This is a genomic window from Syntrophus sp. (in: bacteria), from assembly GCF_040768185.1.
GTDB classification, from domain to species: Bacteria; Desulfobacterota; Syntrophia; order Syntrophales; family Syntrophaceae; genus Syntrophus; species Syntrophus buswellii.
The window spans coordinates 31,688-46,518 of record NZ_JAXGNC010000008.1; the positions used below are offsets into that span (position 1 = coordinate 31,688).

A 14,831-nucleotide genomic window follows, 5' to 3' on the forward strand; every position below is an offset into this window, starting at 1 on the left:
ATCCTTCGAAATCGGTGACTTCCCAAACTCAGGCTTTCCGAAATCTCCGCCCGGAGACGGAACGTCATTTGTCCGTCGGCAGGTAAGGCAGGAAATCTGAAATTTGATATTTTAACATTACCGAAGTCAGCAGGAAAAAGTAAATACAGATAAAACCGTATTTTATCTAAGAGATTGGTGTAGAACTCCGATGATTTTCCAGGAATCCAAATCCTTAATCTCATGATCGGTTTCATGGGCTGGGTCAGACCGATCACGAAGGACCCGGATGCCCCCGACCAGATAACCAAAAGAATTGACAGATGGGTGGAAAAAGGATAGCTTAGCGCCTGACGCAGAGTTCACCTGCCCGATATTGCACAGAAAGAGGTGTTTCCCCGACGGATAAATGGATCAGAATTGCCGCCACCGGATTGGGAGCCGGTTATGCCCCCGCCGCACCGGGTACTGTGGGCACAGTCCTGGGCATTCCCCTTTATCTCGCCATTTCACTCTTGTCCCAGCCGCTTCACATCCTGGCCATCCTGGCCCTGACGGGTCTGTCCATCGGGATTTCCCAGAGGGCGGAGGCCCTTTTCATGGAGAAAGATTCTCCGCACATCGTCATTGACGAGGTGGTCGGCCTTCAGTATGCTCTCCTTCCAGCGGAACAGAACATCTCTCTGATCATCATGGGATTTCTGCTTTTCCGATTCTTCGACATCGTCAAGGTTTTTCCGGCGGGATGGGTTCAGGACAAATTGCCGGGCGGCTACGGCATCGTGGCGGATGATGTTGTGGCGGGAATTTATGGCGCTCTGCTGCTCTGGTTTTTAAGCGGATTCTGGGCATGAAAAGCCCGCGGGAGGTTTTAAACGAACAGGCTGTTGGAAGAGGGACAGGACAAGGAGGCAGGCAATGCAGGTCGGCATTCTGACCATCGGCAATGAACTGATCAGTGGCAGGACCCAGGACACGAACACCTCCCATATCGCCAGGGAGCTGAATATACAGGGATGGCAGGTCCCGATCCTGATGTCGGTGGATGACGACGAAGCCGCCATCAAAACGGCACTGGACCATATCCTGGCCCAGACGGACGCCGTCATCGTAACGGGGGGACTGGGACCGACGACAGATGACAAAACGACGGAGGCCATTGCCAGGGCTTATGGTTTGAAACTGTACCGCGATGAAACCATTCTTTCCAAAATCAAGGCCATTTTTGACCGTTACGGCCTCTACTGGGCCCCCAGCAACTCCAAGCAAGCGGATTTTCCCGAAGGGGCCGAACCCATCGCCAACCCGGTCGGGACGGCCTGGGGCTTCTCTCTGAATGTGAAGGGCAAGCTCATTGCGGTCCTTCCAGGCGTTCCGGCAGAGATGAAACGGATGCTGTCCCAGGGCGCCCTGCCGACCCTCCGCCGAACCTTCCCGGAGGCCGCCCAGGCGGTGGCCTCCCGCACCATCAAGCTCTCGGGAATATCGGAAGCCGAAGTGGATCAGCGCCTGGCCGATGCGGATCTGGAAGGCCAGGGGGTGTCCGTGGGCTTTTATCCCCATTTTCCGGAACTCCGGCTGGTCCTTACCGTCAGGAAGCCGACGGAGGAGGAAGCCCGGTCGCTACTGAAAATCGCCGAAGCTCAAGTCGTTGAAAGGCTGGAGCGCCACATCTTCGCCTACGATCTGGAAACCCTGGAAGGAACGGTTGCAGCGTTACTTTCTGAACGGAAACTGACCTTGTCCGTCGCGGAATCCTGCACGGGTGGGTTGATTACCGACCGCCTGACGGACATTTCCGGAAGTTCGATCTTTCTGGAGAGGGGCGCCGTCACCTACAGCAATCTCGCCAAAACAGAACTGCTCGGCGTTCCGGAAGAAACGCTCAGGGTGCATGGCGCAGTCAGCGAACCCACCGCCCGGCTGATGGCCGAGGGGGTTCGGAAACTGGGGCACACCGATCTCGGCCTGTCCACCACAGGCATTGCCGGACCGACCGGTGGAAGCAGGGAGAAGCCGGTGGGCACCGTGTACATAGCCCTTGCAGACGGAAGAGAAACGGTCTGCCGAAAATATCTCTTCCGGTGGGAACGGCGGCGCGTCAAAGTCGCAACCTCTCAGGCGGCTCTGACGCTGCTGAAACGATATCTTATTTCGATTCCCGGGCAGACATGATATCCGGGCAGGAACGCCTCGACGCGACATTGGCATGGAAGACGTCTGCTTTCCCGGAGTGCAGCAGTACTCCGCGTGCGCCTTTCCGCAGGGAGGGAGGCTGGCGGCGTGACTGAACTGGAGCCCATCCGGGCCTTTCTGGCCATCGAGCCGCCGGAGTCCGTGCGCCAGGCGGCAGCCACCCTGCAAAGCCGCCTGCGATACAGCCTGTCCGGCGCACTCGGTTGGGTCCGTCCGGAAGGCATGCATCTGACGCTGAAATTTTTTGGAAACATTTCCGAAGGAGACATTCCCCGGATTTCCGCCGCTGTCGAACCGGTCACGGCCCGCTTTGCCCCCCTGAATCTGGAGGTGCGGCGGCTTGGCCTTTTCCCCGATTCCAGGCGTCCGCGCGTTCTCTGGCTGGGCCTGTCAGGGGACCTGGGCGCCCTTAAGGCCCTTCAGGAAGAAGTGGACAGAGAGCTGGCCCGCTTCGGGTTTCAGCGGGAGGAGCGCCCGTTTCGTGCCCATCTGACGCTGGCCCGGATAAAATCGGCCCGAGGGTTGTCCGGCCTTGACCGGGTCATGAACAAAGCCGAGGCCTTCGAGGCAGGCCGTTTTCAGGCCGTCAGCCTGACCCTTTTCCGGAGTCGTTTGACTCCCCGGGGAGCCGTCTACAGTAAACTGGCGGACTATCCCTTCCTCAGCGGCGGAGAATTTGCATCGAGAAGCTGAAAAAATTTCACCTGTATTAATGCAGGATACTCGCGAACAGGAGATTCCCAATATTTCGTAATTTTTCCGGAGGTCATCATGGGCACAGATGGAGATAGAGCAAAGGCGGTGGATCTGGCGATCAGCCAGATTGAAAGGCAGTTCGGCAAGGGTTCGATCATGCGGCTGGGGGCCAAAGAGAAGATCGAGGACATTGCGGTCATTCCGACCGGTTCACTCAGTCTGGATATCGCCCTTGGCATCGGCGGCATTCCGCGGGGGCGGATCATCGAGATCTTCGGCCCCGAATCCGGAGGCAAAACGACCCTGGCCCTGCATATCATTGCTGAAGCTCAGAAAAAAAACGGGCTGGCGGCTTTTATCGACGCCGAGCACGCCCTGGACGTCTCCTATGCCCGGAAGATCGGCGTCAACACCGACGATCTGCTCATTTCCCAGCCGGATACCGGCGAGCAGGCCCTGGAGATAGCGGAAACCCTGGTTCGAAGCGGCGCCCTGGACGTTCTCGTCGTGGATTCCGTGGCCGCTCTGGTCCCCAAGGCGGAAATCGAAGGGGAAATGGGCGATGCCCAGATGGGGCTGCAGGCCCGGCTGATGTCCCAGGCGCTGCGCAAGCTCACGGGCAGCATCAGCAAATCGAACACAACGGTGATCTTCATCAACCAGTTGCGGATGAAGATCGGGGTGTTTTTCGGTAACCCGGAAACAACGACCGGGGGAAACGCCTTGAAGTTCTATTCATCCATGCGCCTGGACATCCGCAAGTCCGGTTCCATCAAATCGGGGCAGGATGTCATCGGCATGCGCACCAAGGTCAAGGTTGTGAAAAACAAAGTGGCTCCGCCCTTCCGGGAGACGGAATTCGATATCCTGTTCGGCGAGGGGATTTCCCAGACCGGGGACATCCTCGACCTGGCGGCGGAGAGCAACATCGTGGAAAAGAGCGGCGCCTGGTATTCCTATGAGGGGGAACGCCTTGGCCAGGGCAGGGACAATACCAGAAACTTCTTAAAAGAAAATCCCGATCTTCTGGCCCGCATTGAGGAGCAGGTGAGAATCAAATACGGCCTGAATCCCCGGCAGCCGGCTCCGGAAGAACCCGCTGGATGATCGACGACGTCCTTCCAGGGAAAGATCCCAGGGAAAAAGCGCGGCAAAAGGCCTGGCGTTTGCTGCAAATCCGGCCTCACAGTGAACGGGAGCTCTGGAAAAAGCTCCGGGACAGGGGCTTTCCACCGGAAGTCCTGGCGGATGTCTTCCAGGAGCTCAAAGACTACCGCTATCTGGATGATGCCGCTTATGCCCGCCTGAAGGCCCGGCATCTAGCCGTGGACCGGCTGCTTGGCGACCGCCGCATTGAGCTGGCCCTGCGCGAGAAGGGACTGGATGCGGACCTCATCGCCGTGGCCATCGGGGAAACCCGCCAGGACTTTCCCGAAGCGGAGGCGTTGCAGCGCTTGATTTTCCGTATGCTGAAAGGTGGTCCGCCGCCCGGACCGGGGAATCGGCATTTTCAAAAAATCGTCCGGAGTCTGGAGGGAAAGGGGTTTCCCATCGACCAGATCTTCAAGATTTTAAAGAGCATAAAAGAGGAGGAAGAGTTGAATGATTCTATCGGGGCGTGATATTCGCGAAAGTTTTTTAAGATTTTTTGAGGAAAAGAGTCACACGCGGGTCAGCAGTTCATCCCTGATCCCCAAGGACGATCCGACGCTCCTTTTCACCAATGCCGGGATGGTTCAATTCAAGAACGCCTTCCTGGGACTCGAAGACCGGGGCTACACCCGCGCCGCCTCCTGCCAGAAATGCGTCCGGGCGGGGGGGAAGCACAACGACCTGGAAAATGTCGGCTTTACCGCACGCCATCACACCTTCTTCGAGATGCTGGGCAATTTTTCCTTCGGCGACTACTTCAAAAGGGAAGCCATCTCCTTGGCCTGGGAATACCTTACCGAAGTCATGAAGCTTCCCAGGGAGCGGCTCTGGGTGACCGTTTATCTGGATGATGACGAAGCGTACCGGATCTGGCAGGACGAGATGCACATCCCGGCGGAGCGCATCGTCCGGCTGGGGGAAAAGAGCAACTTCTGGATGATGGGAGAAACCGGCCCCTGCGGTCCCTGCTCGGAAATCATCTACGACCAGGGCGAGGGAACCGGTTGCGGCCGTCCCGACTGCCACATCGAATGCGGCTGCGACCGCTACCTGGAGGTCTGGAATCTGGTCTTTACCCAGTTTGACCGGGATGAAACGGGAACGCTCACCCCGCTTCCCAAACCGAACATCGACACCGGCATGGGGCTGGAGCGCCTTGTCGCCGTCGTCCAGGGTGCAAAGAGCAACTACGACACCGATCTGTTCGCCCCGTTGATCGCAGCCATCACCGAAACGGCCAATCGGCCCTACGGGGTGAATGAGGAAGACGATGTATCGATCCGCGTCATTGCCGACCACAGCCGATCCGTCACGTTTCTCATCGGAGACGGTATCCTCCCCTCCAATGAGGGCCGGGGCTACGTCCTGAGGCGCATTCTAAGGCGGGCCGCGCGGCACGGAAAATTGCTGGGCCTGAATCGGCCCTTTCTCCACGCGATGGCGGCGATCGTTATCAAGGAAATGAAGGGCGCCTACCCGGATCTCTGTGACAAGGAATCCTATATCACAAAAGTTATTCTCAACGAGGAACAGCGCTTCATGGAAACCCTCGACGCCGGCCTGAAAATTCTCCAGGACGAGGTCGCCAGGCTGAAAACAGCAGGCAAGACCGTCATTCCGGGGGACATTGTTTTCCGCCTCTATGACACCTTCGGCTTTCCCACGGACCTGACCGCCGATATCGTGCGCCGCGACGGATTGACCCTTGATGAAGAGGGCTTCCAGAAGGCCATGGAGATTCAGCGGGAAAAGGCCCGGGAATCCTGGAAAGGCAGCGGCGAGGAGGCCGTTTCCATCCTGTACCAGAAGCTTCCCGGACAGGGAATTTCCACGGTCTTTGTGGGCTATGAAGGCGTCTGCGCAGCAGAATCGAGGGTGACGGCCCTGCTGAACAAAGACGGCCTCGCCGAGGAGCTGGGGGAGGGCGAGGAAGGGGAAGTCATCGTCGCCGAAACCCCCTTCTACGGGGAGATCGGCGGGCAGATCGGAGATACGGGAGCGATCGAGGGGAAGGATTTCGTCTTCGACGTCCTTGACACCCGGCGCCCCCTGGACAACCTCATCTCCCATGTCGGCAGGGTCCGCACAGGGCGGATCAGGAAGGGAGATTCCGTCAATCTGACCGTCGCCGAAGAAAAGCGCCGGGCCACGGAGGCCAATCATTCAGGAACCCACGTGCTTCAGGCTGCCATGAAGCGGGTTCTGGGGGATCACATCAAGCAGTCCGGCTCGCTGGTCACCTCAGAACGGCTTCGCTTTGACTTCACCCACTTTTCCAGGATAGAGGACGACGAACTGGAGAGGATCGAAACCCTGGCCAATGCGGTGATCCGAAGGAATATGCCTGTCGTTACCCAGGTCCTTCCCATTGAAGAGGCTTTGAAAACCGGAGCCACGGCCGTCTTCGATGAAAAATACGGCGACCGCGTGCGGGTCGTTCGAATGGGCGACTTCAGCATGGAGCTCTGCGGCGGGACGCACATCCGGAGGACGGGAGACATAGGGTTCCTGAAGATACTTCACGAATCCGCCATTGCTGCCGGCGTGCGCCGCATCGAAGCCGTCACAGGCGGTGAGGCCGTCAAATACGCCCGTCGGGTCGAAAACGAATTGAAAAAGGCTGCAAATCTCCTCAAGTCCAATCCCTCGGAGCTTTCGGAACGCGTGGAGAAGCTGGTCAAAAACCAGAAGGAGATGGAAAAGGAGTTGGAGACGTTCAAAAGCCGGCTGGCCGCCAAGGATTCGGCCGACCTGCTCAGCCAGGCGAAGGAGATCGGGGGAATTAAGGTTCTTACCGCCGCCGTGAACGCGCCCGACGCCAAGACCCTCCGTGATTTCGGGGATAAGCTGAGGGATCGCCTCCAGTCCGGAATCATCCTGATCGGCAGCAGGGCGGAGGGAAAGGCCATGCTGCTGTGCCTGGTTACGAAGGATCTGACGGACCGCTACTCCGCCGGCAATATCATTCGGGAGATCGCCCCCATCGTCGGCGGCAGGGGCGGAGGCCGTCCGGATATGGCCCAGGCCGGCGGCCCGAATCCGGAAAATCTGGAACAGGCCTTGAAGCGCCTGGAAGAACTGATTTAGATCGGATAGGGATACCGGGGGAAATTCGGCCTTTTCGAATGGTGCCGGTTCCCCTTAAAAATAAAAAACGGTCCGAATGGATCAGGACCTTGCCTGACTTCTTCGGACCGTTTGATTATTCTATCGTCTGCTAGGTTAGTGCTTGGCCTTTTCTTCCACTTTCGCAGCGGTGTCCTTCACTGCCGCAGCGGTGCCTTCAACTCCCTTCTTGACAGCATCCTTAGCTTTTTCAGCACCTTCGCCGATCTTCTCTCCAACCTTTCCCGCAGCGTCTTTTGTAGCTTCAGCACCTTCTTCAACCTTCTTACCGGCATCCTGTACAGCATCCTTTGTTGCTTCAACCGCTTTATCAGCTTCCTTTCCGGCCTGCTCCATGGGACCTTCCTGCTTCTGACAGCCGGACACTCCAACAACAAATACCAGAACAACCATTACAGAAAACATGCCCTTCAACAATGCTACAATCGTTCTTTTCATGCTGATCCTCCTTTTATTGTCGGTAATTGGTGGATAAGATACAACAGGTTCAAATCGAAAATCAAGCAATAAAGACGTTTAAGCAATCCCGGTACCCTGCCGGACAGGTCATTTGCTTATTTTCAACCCTTCACGTTATCGGCTGTCCACGGTTGAATTGCTTCATGGCTGTCATGTTTTCTCCTCTGTTTCACTTCCCAGACAAAGCGCGCTTCACCTCTGCATAAAGATAGGTCACCTCTTCATCGGGTAGCCCCGCACCAAAGGCCAGCCGTCCCGTCCGGTGCTTGACGATCACCCCGGTGGACCTGTTCAGCCGGACCAGCGCCTTCAGCCAGCGGGGCGGAACCGGCGGCTGCGTCCCCAGATGGGGCCGGCGTGGAGGGCTCCCGGCAGAATCCATGGCCTTTTCCAACAGGCCGGAGGCGGTGCTGTAATCGAGGTCCACAATCTCCCCTGCCGGGAGCGTTGTCACCGATTTTTTCCAGGCCCCCTGCTGCGTCAAGCGCAGTTCCTGCGATGTGGCGATTATTTCCGTATAGCTTCGCAGCGCATTCACGATGTTGGAGATGAAACGGAAGAGGGGAATCAATCCGAACAGGATCAAGGCAAACCCCAGGAAAAACATCTGGACCGGAACGGGTGTCCGGGTGCGGTCGAAGAACTCCAGAAAACCCGGTCCGAAATAGAGAAGCACTCCCACTGAAATCGCAACGGGAAGAAGGAGGGTCCATTTGAAGCCGTCCCCGGGAATTCGAATAAGAACGCCGCCGGGAATCATCTCAACCCGGCTGCGCAGAGAAACCGGCCGCGTTGGCTCCTCCGTGCCGGACATTCGCCCCTGGATCCTCTCCGCCAGGGACTGCCGAAGCTCTCCGCTCTCCAGGACCGTCTTGTGGTCGCTTGTCGCCTCTTCCAGCGGCACCCGGAGCAGCTCGGCCAGGTGTACGGCCAACTGACGGGATTCACCGTAGCTGGAACCATTCTTGAGTTGAACATCGGGACAGATGGCATCTCCCTTGAGGACAATGGGATATGTATCGGGAGAATCGGAATCGCCGGATGAAAGCCCCAGTTCGACGCTTCTGAAGGACTCCAGGCGGAAATTTTCACTCTTTATCGGCATAATCAGCCACCAGCGGCGCGTCAACGTCCCTCTGGCGGCATCAAGAGTAATCCGGGTTCGTGAGAAAACGAGACAGCCACCCACAGAAGCAAAGGCCAGCCCCATGGCGATCAGTAGCGGCTTCCCCCACCAGTCCATGGATTGGGCGTTTTCCAGGGGAATCAGGCCGAGGCCAGCAAGGGTCAGAAAGATCCCCACCGCGAAAAAGAGCAAACCGAAGAGGGTCAGACAGCCGCCTCCTTCCCGAATTTCCAGGCAGTCTCCCGAGATCCGCTCAAAGGACATTCCACTGGTTTTCCGCAAAGATGAACTCATTCTTTTACTGTCCGGAAACGGCACAGGATCGTCCCCACCCTCTAAAATGACGGAAAAGGCGCACTTCTCCGTGATGGACTTCCGTGACAGCATAAATCGGGCCTGTTATAACGCTAAGCCGACTTTCACGAAAGATCATGCTCCGCCGCTTTACGGCTGGACCAAGTAGCTGTTCCGTTGGAAGTGATGGCGATCGTTCGGTCAATAAAACGGGAGGGTGCTTCGAGTTTCTTCAGATGATTCACGCAACGGCTTAGCGCCATCCCCGATGAGGATGAAATGGTCTCGTTTCATGGGCACGGGGTCCGCTTTATGGCCGTTTTTCGGAGGCCCCCTGTCCGATAAGTCACTGTTTTCAGTCTTTTTCTCAACAAGTCGATGGCTGGCGCTGCCTGCAGGAAAATCTCCTCCGCCTTTCCAAAATCAAGCATTCGCACATCCTGGATCTGCGGCTGAACATAAATATCGGGCTTGCAGTGCTTCATCTTTTCCGCAATGGCTGAAGCCTGCATGATATTGAAAGCCCGCAGAACAGACTCAAGAGCGCCGGGAATTTCTCCTTTTCCATGGTTGCGCACCTTGCTCACATCCACGGCGATGGTGAAATCGGCCCGCTCTAAAAGGTGGTCGTAGGGCACCAGGTTAACGACGCCTCCATCCACAAGGACTCTCCCCTCGATGGACGCCGGGGCAAAGACCCCCGGCACAGCCATCGTGGCCTGCAGCGCAGGGATCAGATCGCCTTTCTCAAACACGATCTCCTCCGCAGTCCAATAGTCCGCGGCAATGACCAAAAGAGGAACCTCCAATTCTTCGAAAGTCCGAATCCTTATCTCGCTGAAGAGATACTCCAAAAATCCCTGCGTTTGAATGAACCCGCCGCGTGGAAATTCCGCGGAAAGGGCCGTGACCCATTTCAAGAGATGGTTTTTTTTCGCCATGATGTCCCGCCAGGTATCATCTTTCAGGATGAGGTGCCTGCTGATGCGTTCTCTGATCTCCCTGCCGGACATCCCGGAGGCATACAGCGCGCCGATAACCGCACCCATGCTGGTTCCTGCGATAATGCACGGCTTGATGCCTAAATCATCGAGCGTCTCCAGGACAGGAATATGCACCAAAGCTCGAACGCCGCCACCTCCCAAAGCCAAGCCGATTTTCATGGTCCCCCTTTTTTCAGTAGAATAGAACGCCGAAATCAACGGCGGCTGTAAGATCTCCGATGTTTTAAAAAACTCGTATAGTCCTGGTTTCTTGACTCTTGATACCATTGAATGCGCCGCCCGTCTTTCCGGGTCGGCACGAGTAAAATATCATGAGGAGCCTCTCATGAAATCTGAAGCAAAAGATTCTTTCAAGGGGCCTAAAATTGGCTCCAACTCTGATGGATCAACTGTTTTTGCAGAGAGCCCTTTTTGCTGCCCTTGATTTTTAAAGGCATCATCCGCTGGAGAGTTTCCAGTTAAGATTAACATGTCCGCCCACTGGTTTTTGGCCTCAAATGCTGTTTGAAATAATTCTTTTAAATCCTTTTCTTGGGGCGCTTCATCCACGACACGGAATAAAACATGCCCCAATACATAACAGCTGGCGGCATCCACCAATACATAAACATCGTAAGGTTCATCCTGGATAAACAAGAAACGTTCATTAATTCTGACTGCAATCCATGCTTCATTTACTCGAAATTGATCCGGGGTAATCATTTATATCCCATCCTTCTGCTGTTCAATTTATCGAGACTCTCAAAACAGTCCCAAATGTTTCTGAGTGGCAGATCAGACAGACAGATGATGCAATGCCGCTCTATTTCTGTTCCGTAACGTGCTTGGCTGAGAAACCGGCGATCTGTCCAACGCGGTTCGTTCAAAACGCGGACAACGCTTTCCTGTTGCCTTATCGGTTGAGGAAGCAAGAAAAACACTCATATAATGTCTGGAAAAATCGCCTGATTCGGGAGGTTCAGGGGCTTCTTGGGCATAAAAATGTCGAAACGACCAATGCCAATGGTGGACCAATGATCTTGCCCACGTGCTGAGACAGGACTGGAGCGTCTAAAAGCCCATTGGATGACCTGTTCGGGAAAGACAAAAGCCATATGTGAAAAGATTGCAGAGTTCTTCCTTGTGGCAATCGGAAACTGATGCAAGGTGACCTTACCATCCCGGCCGGGTGGTCAGAGGTCTATGGCGCTAGGCCACTTTCCAGGTCGTCCCGGTCGGGGTGTCCTTCAGGACAATCCCTTTTTCCGTCAGAATTTTACGGATTTCGTCAGCCCGCTGCCAGTTCTTTTCTGTTCTGGCCGCCCAGCGCTCGGCAATGAGCTGTTCAATCTCGGCGGGTTCGATGCCCCGTTTGCGGGTTTCCCGTTCGCGGTCCCTCTGGAAATAGAGATCGGGATCCTCCTGGAACAGCCCCAGGACGTAACCGATCTCCTTGATCGTCTTTTCCGCCAGCGCCAGGACGTTGCGTCCCGCATCGGACCTGGCAGCTTTCGCATCACTCAGGAATGCGTTGAGCTGGCGGGCGGCATCAAAAAGGTACCCGATGGCCCGGGCGGTGTTTAAATCATCGTCCATGGCCTCGACAAAACGATCCGGCAAACTCTGAATAAGGGTGAAGAGCTCAGCCGTTTTTCCCGACAGGGATTCGGGCGAAGGGGGCGCGGAATCCCCCCCGGATGCCGCTAGAAGGTCCGAAATGGCCTTCAGGGCTGTGTAGAACCGATCCATGCCCTGGCGCGCCTCCGACAGGGATTCCTCGGAAAAATCCACAGCGCTGCGGTAGTGGCTCTGGAGCATGAACAGTCGGATGGCCTCGGCGGAGTAGCGGGACAACATCTCCTGAATGGAAAAGACATTCCCCAGCGACTTGGACATCTTTTCGCTGTTGATCTTCACAAAGCCGTTATGAACCCACAGATTGGCCAGCGGCTTGCCCGTGGCCCCCTCGGATTGGGCGATTTCATTTTCATGATGGGGGAAAACCAGATCCTCGCCGCCGCCATGGATGTCAAAGCTGTCGCCGAGATACTTCTGGCTCATCACGGAGCACTCGATGTGCCAACCCGGCCGTCCCGGCCCCCAGGGGCTGTCCCAGGCAGGTTCATTGGGTTTGCTGGCCTTCCAGAGGGCAAAGTCCATGGGATTGTTCTTTTGCTCATCGACATCGATCCGGGCACCGGCCATCATGTCTTCCAATTGGCGCCCTGAAAGCTTTCCATAACCGGGGAACCGCTCCACGGCATAATAGACGTTGCCGTTCACGGCATAGGCCAGTCCGCGCTCCACGAGCTTTTCAATGAGCCTGATCATTCCGTCGATGTGTTCCGTCGCCCGTGGAGTGACCGTCGGCCGAAGAACCCCCAGGCCCGACATGTCTTCATCGTGGGCGGCGATATAGCGGTTGGAGATATCATAGATGCTCACCCCTTCCGCATTGGCGCGGGCGATGATCTTGTCGTCGACATCGGTATAATTCTTGACATAGATGACTTCGTAACCCCGGTACTCCAGGTATCTTCTCAGGACGTCAAAGACAACGGCCGACCGGGCATGACCCACGTGGCAGATGTCGTAGACGGTGATTCCGCACACATAGAGTCCGACCCGCCCCTCCTGAAGGGGAACAAGGACTTCCTTTCTGTTTCTAAGGGTGTTGTAAAGCTTCAAAGTCATGGAATCCTCCGCGTAAAAACGCCTTTTGAGACCATTCAGCGGGTCATGCCGGATCTCAGGGGAACAGAGCAATCATCTCGAGCCCCATGTCCTCCGGAAATCCACAGAGTATATTCATATTCTGGATGGCCTGACCGGCCGCGCCCTTCACCAGATTATCAATGGCCGAGACGACGATCAGGCGATGGGTCCGGGGATCGACAGCGGTGCCGATATCGCAGTAGTTGGAGCCGCGGACGAAGGCCACATTTGGAAATGTTCCCGGCCGGCATATCCGGACAAAGCGTTCTCCCGCATAAAAGTCCCGGTAAATTTCCGATAGTTCCGCTGAGGTCACCTCTCGGGTGAGCGTCGCATAGATGGTGCTCAGAATGCCCCGATCAATGGGAAGGAGGTGCGGGGTGAAGGAGATGTTCATCTCCTCACCGGCCAGGCGGCTCAACTCCTGTTCGATCTCGGGTGTGTGGCGATGGCTGCCGACCTTGTAGGCCTTGAACGCTTCGTTGACTTCGCAGAAGAGAGACCCTACCTGGGGTTCACGGCCGGCGCCGCTGGTGCCGGATTTGGAATCCACGATCACAGATGCCGGGTCAATGAGCTTGTTTTTCAAGGCGGGGGCCATTCCAAGGATGACGCTTGTCGGGTAACAGCCGGGGTTTGCCACAAAACGGGTCTTTGCCACTTCCTCCCGATACAGCTCCGGAATTCCGTAAACGGCCTCTGGAACGAGGTGAGGGGAAGCATGTTTTCCGTACCAGGATTCGTAAACGGCGATGTCCCGCAACCGATAGTCCGCGCTGAGATCGACTACCTTTTTCCCGCTTTCCCAGAAAAGCGGGGCAACCTTCATGGATTCGCTGTGGGGCAGCGCCAGAAAAATCACGTCGGCCAGTTCAGTGACCTCCTGCGGCGAAGCATCCATGAAACTCAGGGAAGTCAACCCGGAAAAAACCGGATAGACATCAGCGATGGGAAGCCCGGCATACCGCCGTGAGGTAATCGCCACCACCTCAACGCCGGAGTGACGGAGAAGCAAGCGGAGGCATTCCTGGCCCGTATAACCACTGGCGCCGTAAATCCCTATTTTAATCATAGATTATCCCTCTCTCACTCTACGGTTCCTGGTTCCGATGCCGGAGCTGGGCGCTTCCGCATGGAAGAAAGAAATTCGAATGTTCGAACAGCAAAAAAAAGGGGGCCATGGCCCCCTCTGTAACGTTCTTAGCGCTTTGAAAACTGGAAGCGTTTCCGCGCACCGGGCTGGCCGTATTTCTTCCGCTCCTTCGCCCGAGGATCCCGCGTCAGAAAACCCGCTTTTTTAAGGGGGGAACGCAGGTCTGCGTCATACTCCTGAAGGGCCCTCGAAATGGCATGCTTCACGGCTCCGGCCTGACCGGCAATCCCGCCCCCTCTGACATTGACGTAACAGTCAAAGGCATCGGGCTTTCCGACAACCTCAAAGGGCTGACGAATGAGCATCTTCAGGCTTTCCCGCGGAAAATAATCATCAAAGCCCCGTTTATTGATCGTCAGCACTCCGCTGCCTTCCTTCATATAGACCCTCGCGATGGCGCTTTTCCTTCGCCCCGTCGCATAATAGCGTTTTTCTAACATACGATTCTCCACATCCGCAAATTTACAGTATTAATCATAAGCCGGGGAAGCCATCCCCGGTCCCTACAGCGAAAGCAGCTTGGGACACTGCGCTTCGTGGCGATGGTCGTTTCCGGCATAAACCTTCAACTTCTTCAACATCCGCCTTCCCAGGGAATTTTTGGGAAGCATACCCTTTACGGCCATATTCAACACTTCAACAGGCTTTTCCTTCATCATCTTGCCCGCGGTAGTCTCTTTCAATCCGCCGGGATATCCGGAATGATGATAGTACATTTTGTCGCGAAGCTTGTTGCCTGTAAGGACCATCTTCTCCGCATTGACGACAACAATAAAATCACCGGTATCCGTATGGGGCGTGTAAACAGGTTTATGTTTACCGCGAAGCCGCCTGGCAATTTCACTGGCCATTCTTCCCAGCACCTGCCCTTCGGCATCAATCAGATACCAGTCCCGTACAACTTCAGATTCCTTCGCTTGATATGTCTTCATAGAAACACCGATCCTTGAAA

14 protein-coding genes are annotated in these 14,831 nt (G+C 55.9%); 6 read left to right on the forward strand and 8 right to left on the reverse strand.

Features of this window, described 5'->3' with window-relative positions:
- The first annotated feature begins 413 nt into the window (after positions 1-413).
- The 6 genes from AB3175_RS09160 to alaS all read left to right on the forward strand — a co-directional run bounded on the left by AB3175_RS09160 (position 414) and on the right by alaS (position 7,110).
- Positions 414-833 carry a phosphatidylglycerophosphatase A gene (locus AB3175_RS09160; RefSeq protein ID WP_367360644.1) on the forward strand — a complete coding sequence of 140 codons (420 nt, stop codon included), beginning with the start codon at positions 414-416 and terminating at the stop codon, positions 831-833.
- Between the two features lie 64 nt (positions 834-897).
- The gene (locus AB3175_RS09165; protein WP_367360645.1) at positions 898-2,154 is read left to right on the forward strand and encodes a competence/damage-inducible protein A; all 1,257 of its coding nucleotides are present in this window, start codon (positions 898-900) and stop codon (positions 2,152-2,154) included.
- Positions 2,155-2,262: 108 nt separating this feature from the next.
- Positions 2,263-2,868: an RNA 2',3'-cyclic phosphodiesterase gene (thpR, locus tag AB3175_RS09170; protein ID WP_367360646.1), complete on the forward strand. Its 606-nt coding sequence runs from the start codon at positions 2,263-2,265 to the stop codon at positions 2,866-2,868.
- 78 nt (positions 2,869-2,946) lie between these two features.
- Complete coding sequence (gene recA / locus AB3175_RS09175; protein WP_367360647.1) at positions 2,947-3,978, forward strand: recombinase RecA; 1,032 nt, start codon at positions 2,947-2,949, stop codon at positions 3,976-3,978.
- Positions 3,975-4,493: a regulatory protein RecX gene (locus AB3175_RS09180; protein ID WP_367360648.1), complete on the forward strand. Its 519-nt coding sequence runs from the start codon at positions 3,975-3,977 to the stop codon at positions 4,491-4,493. The genes recA and AB3175_RS09180 overlap by 4 nt, the downstream gene beginning before the upstream one ends.
- Positions 4,474-7,110 (forward strand): alanine--tRNA ligase, encoded by a 2,637-nt coding sequence (gene alaS / locus AB3175_RS09185; protein ID WP_367360649.1) that lies wholly within the window; start codon positions 4,474-4,476, stop codon positions 7,108-7,110. The genes AB3175_RS09180 and alaS overlap by 20 nt, the downstream gene beginning before the upstream one ends.
- A gap of 135 nt (positions 7,111-7,245) precedes the next feature.
- Here the strand turns inward: alaS and AB3175_RS09190 are convergent, their stop codons facing one another.
- The 8 genes from AB3175_RS09190 to rplM all read right to left on the reverse strand — a co-directional run bounded on the left by AB3175_RS09190 (position 7,246) and on the right by rplM (position 14,811).
- The gene (locus AB3175_RS09190; RefSeq protein ID WP_367360650.1) at positions 7,246-7,587 is read right to left on the reverse strand and encodes a hypothetical protein; all 342 of its coding nucleotides are present in this window, start codon (positions 7,585-7,587) and stop codon (positions 7,246-7,248) included.
- Between the two features lie 190 nt (positions 7,588-7,777).
- Positions 7,778-9,028, reverse strand: a complete 1,251-nt coding sequence (locus AB3175_RS09195; RefSeq protein ID WP_367360651.1) for a hypothetical protein — start codon at positions 9,026-9,028, stop codon at positions 7,778-7,780.
- A 290-nt stretch (positions 9,029-9,318) separates the two neighbouring features.
- Complete coding sequence (locus tag AB3175_RS09200) at positions 9,319-10,191, reverse strand: patatin-like phospholipase family protein (RefSeq protein WP_367360652.1); 873 nt, start codon at positions 10,189-10,191, stop codon at positions 9,319-9,321.
- Between the two features lie 150 nt (positions 10,192-10,341).
- On the reverse strand, positions 10,342-10,734 hold the full coding sequence (locus AB3175_RS09205; protein WP_367360653.1) for a hypothetical protein: 393 nt from the start codon (positions 10,732-10,734) through the stop codon (positions 10,342-10,344).
- A gap of 486 nt (positions 10,735-11,220) precedes the next feature.
- Entirely contained in the window at positions 11,221-12,705 is a 1,485-nt protein-coding gene (gene cysS / locus AB3175_RS09210; RefSeq protein ID WP_367360654.1) for a cysteine--tRNA ligase, read from the reverse strand.
- Between the two features lie 55 nt (positions 12,706-12,760).
- On the reverse strand, positions 12,761-13,798 hold the full coding sequence (gene argC, locus AB3175_RS09215; protein WP_367360655.1) for an N-acetyl-gamma-glutamyl-phosphate reductase: 1,038 nt from the start codon (positions 13,796-13,798) through the stop codon (positions 12,761-12,763).
- Between the two features lie 128 nt (positions 13,799-13,926).
- Complete coding sequence (gene rpsI, locus AB3175_RS09220) at positions 13,927-14,319, reverse strand: 30S ribosomal protein S9 (protein WP_367360656.1); 393 nt, start codon at positions 14,317-14,319, stop codon at positions 13,927-13,929.
- 63 nt (positions 14,320-14,382) lie between these two features.
- Positions 14,383-14,811 (reverse strand): 50S ribosomal protein L13, encoded by a 429-nt coding sequence (rplM, locus tag AB3175_RS09225; protein ID WP_367360657.1) that lies wholly within the window; start codon positions 14,809-14,811, stop codon positions 14,383-14,385.
- Between the last annotated feature and the right edge of the window lie 20 nt (positions 14,812-14,831).

Coding starts and splice junctions, on each gene's coding strand:
- argC (WP_367360655.1), bottom strand. CDS start 13,798: ATGATTAAAATAGGGATTTACGGCGCCAGTGGTTATACGGGCCAGGAA.
- AB3175_RS09190 (WP_367360650.1), bottom strand. CDS start 7,587: ATGAAAAGAACGATTGTAGCATTGTTGAAGGGCATGTTTTCTGTAATG.
- AB3175_RS09205 (WP_367360653.1), bottom strand. CDS start 10,734: ATGATTACCCCGGATCAATTTCGAGTAAATGAAGCATGGATTGCAGTC.
- cysS (WP_367360654.1), bottom strand. CDS start 12,705: ATGACTTTGAAGCTTTACAACACCCTTAGAAACAGAAAGGAAGTCCTT.
- AB3175_RS09195 (WP_367360651.1), bottom strand. CDS start 9,028: ATGAGTTCATCTTTGCGGAAAACCAGTGGAATGTCCTTTGAGCGGATC.
- rpsI (WP_367360656.1), bottom strand. CDS start 14,319: ATGTTAGAAAAACGCTATTATGCGACGGGGCGAAGGAAAAGCGCCATC.
- AB3175_RS09180 (WP_367360648.1), top strand. CDS start 3,975: ATGATCGACGACGTCCTTCCAGGGAAAGATCCCAGGGAAAAAGCGCGG.
- recA (WP_367360647.1), top strand. CDS start 2,947: ATGGGCACAGATGGAGATAGAGCAAAGGCGGTGGATCTGGCGATCAGC.
- AB3175_RS09165 (WP_367360645.1), top strand. CDS start 898: ATGCAGGTCGGCATTCTGACCATCGGCAATGAACTGATCAGTGGCAGG.
- rplM (WP_367360657.1), bottom strand. CDS start 14,811: ATGAAGACATATCAAGCGAAGGAATCTGAAGTTGTACGGGACTGGTAT.
- alaS (WP_367360649.1), top strand. CDS start 4,474: ATGATTCTATCGGGGCGTGATATTCGCGAAAGTTTTTTAAGATTTTTT.
- AB3175_RS09200 (WP_367360652.1), bottom strand. CDS start 10,191: ATGAAAATCGGCTTGGCTTTGGGAGGTGGCGGCGTTCGAGCTTTGGTG.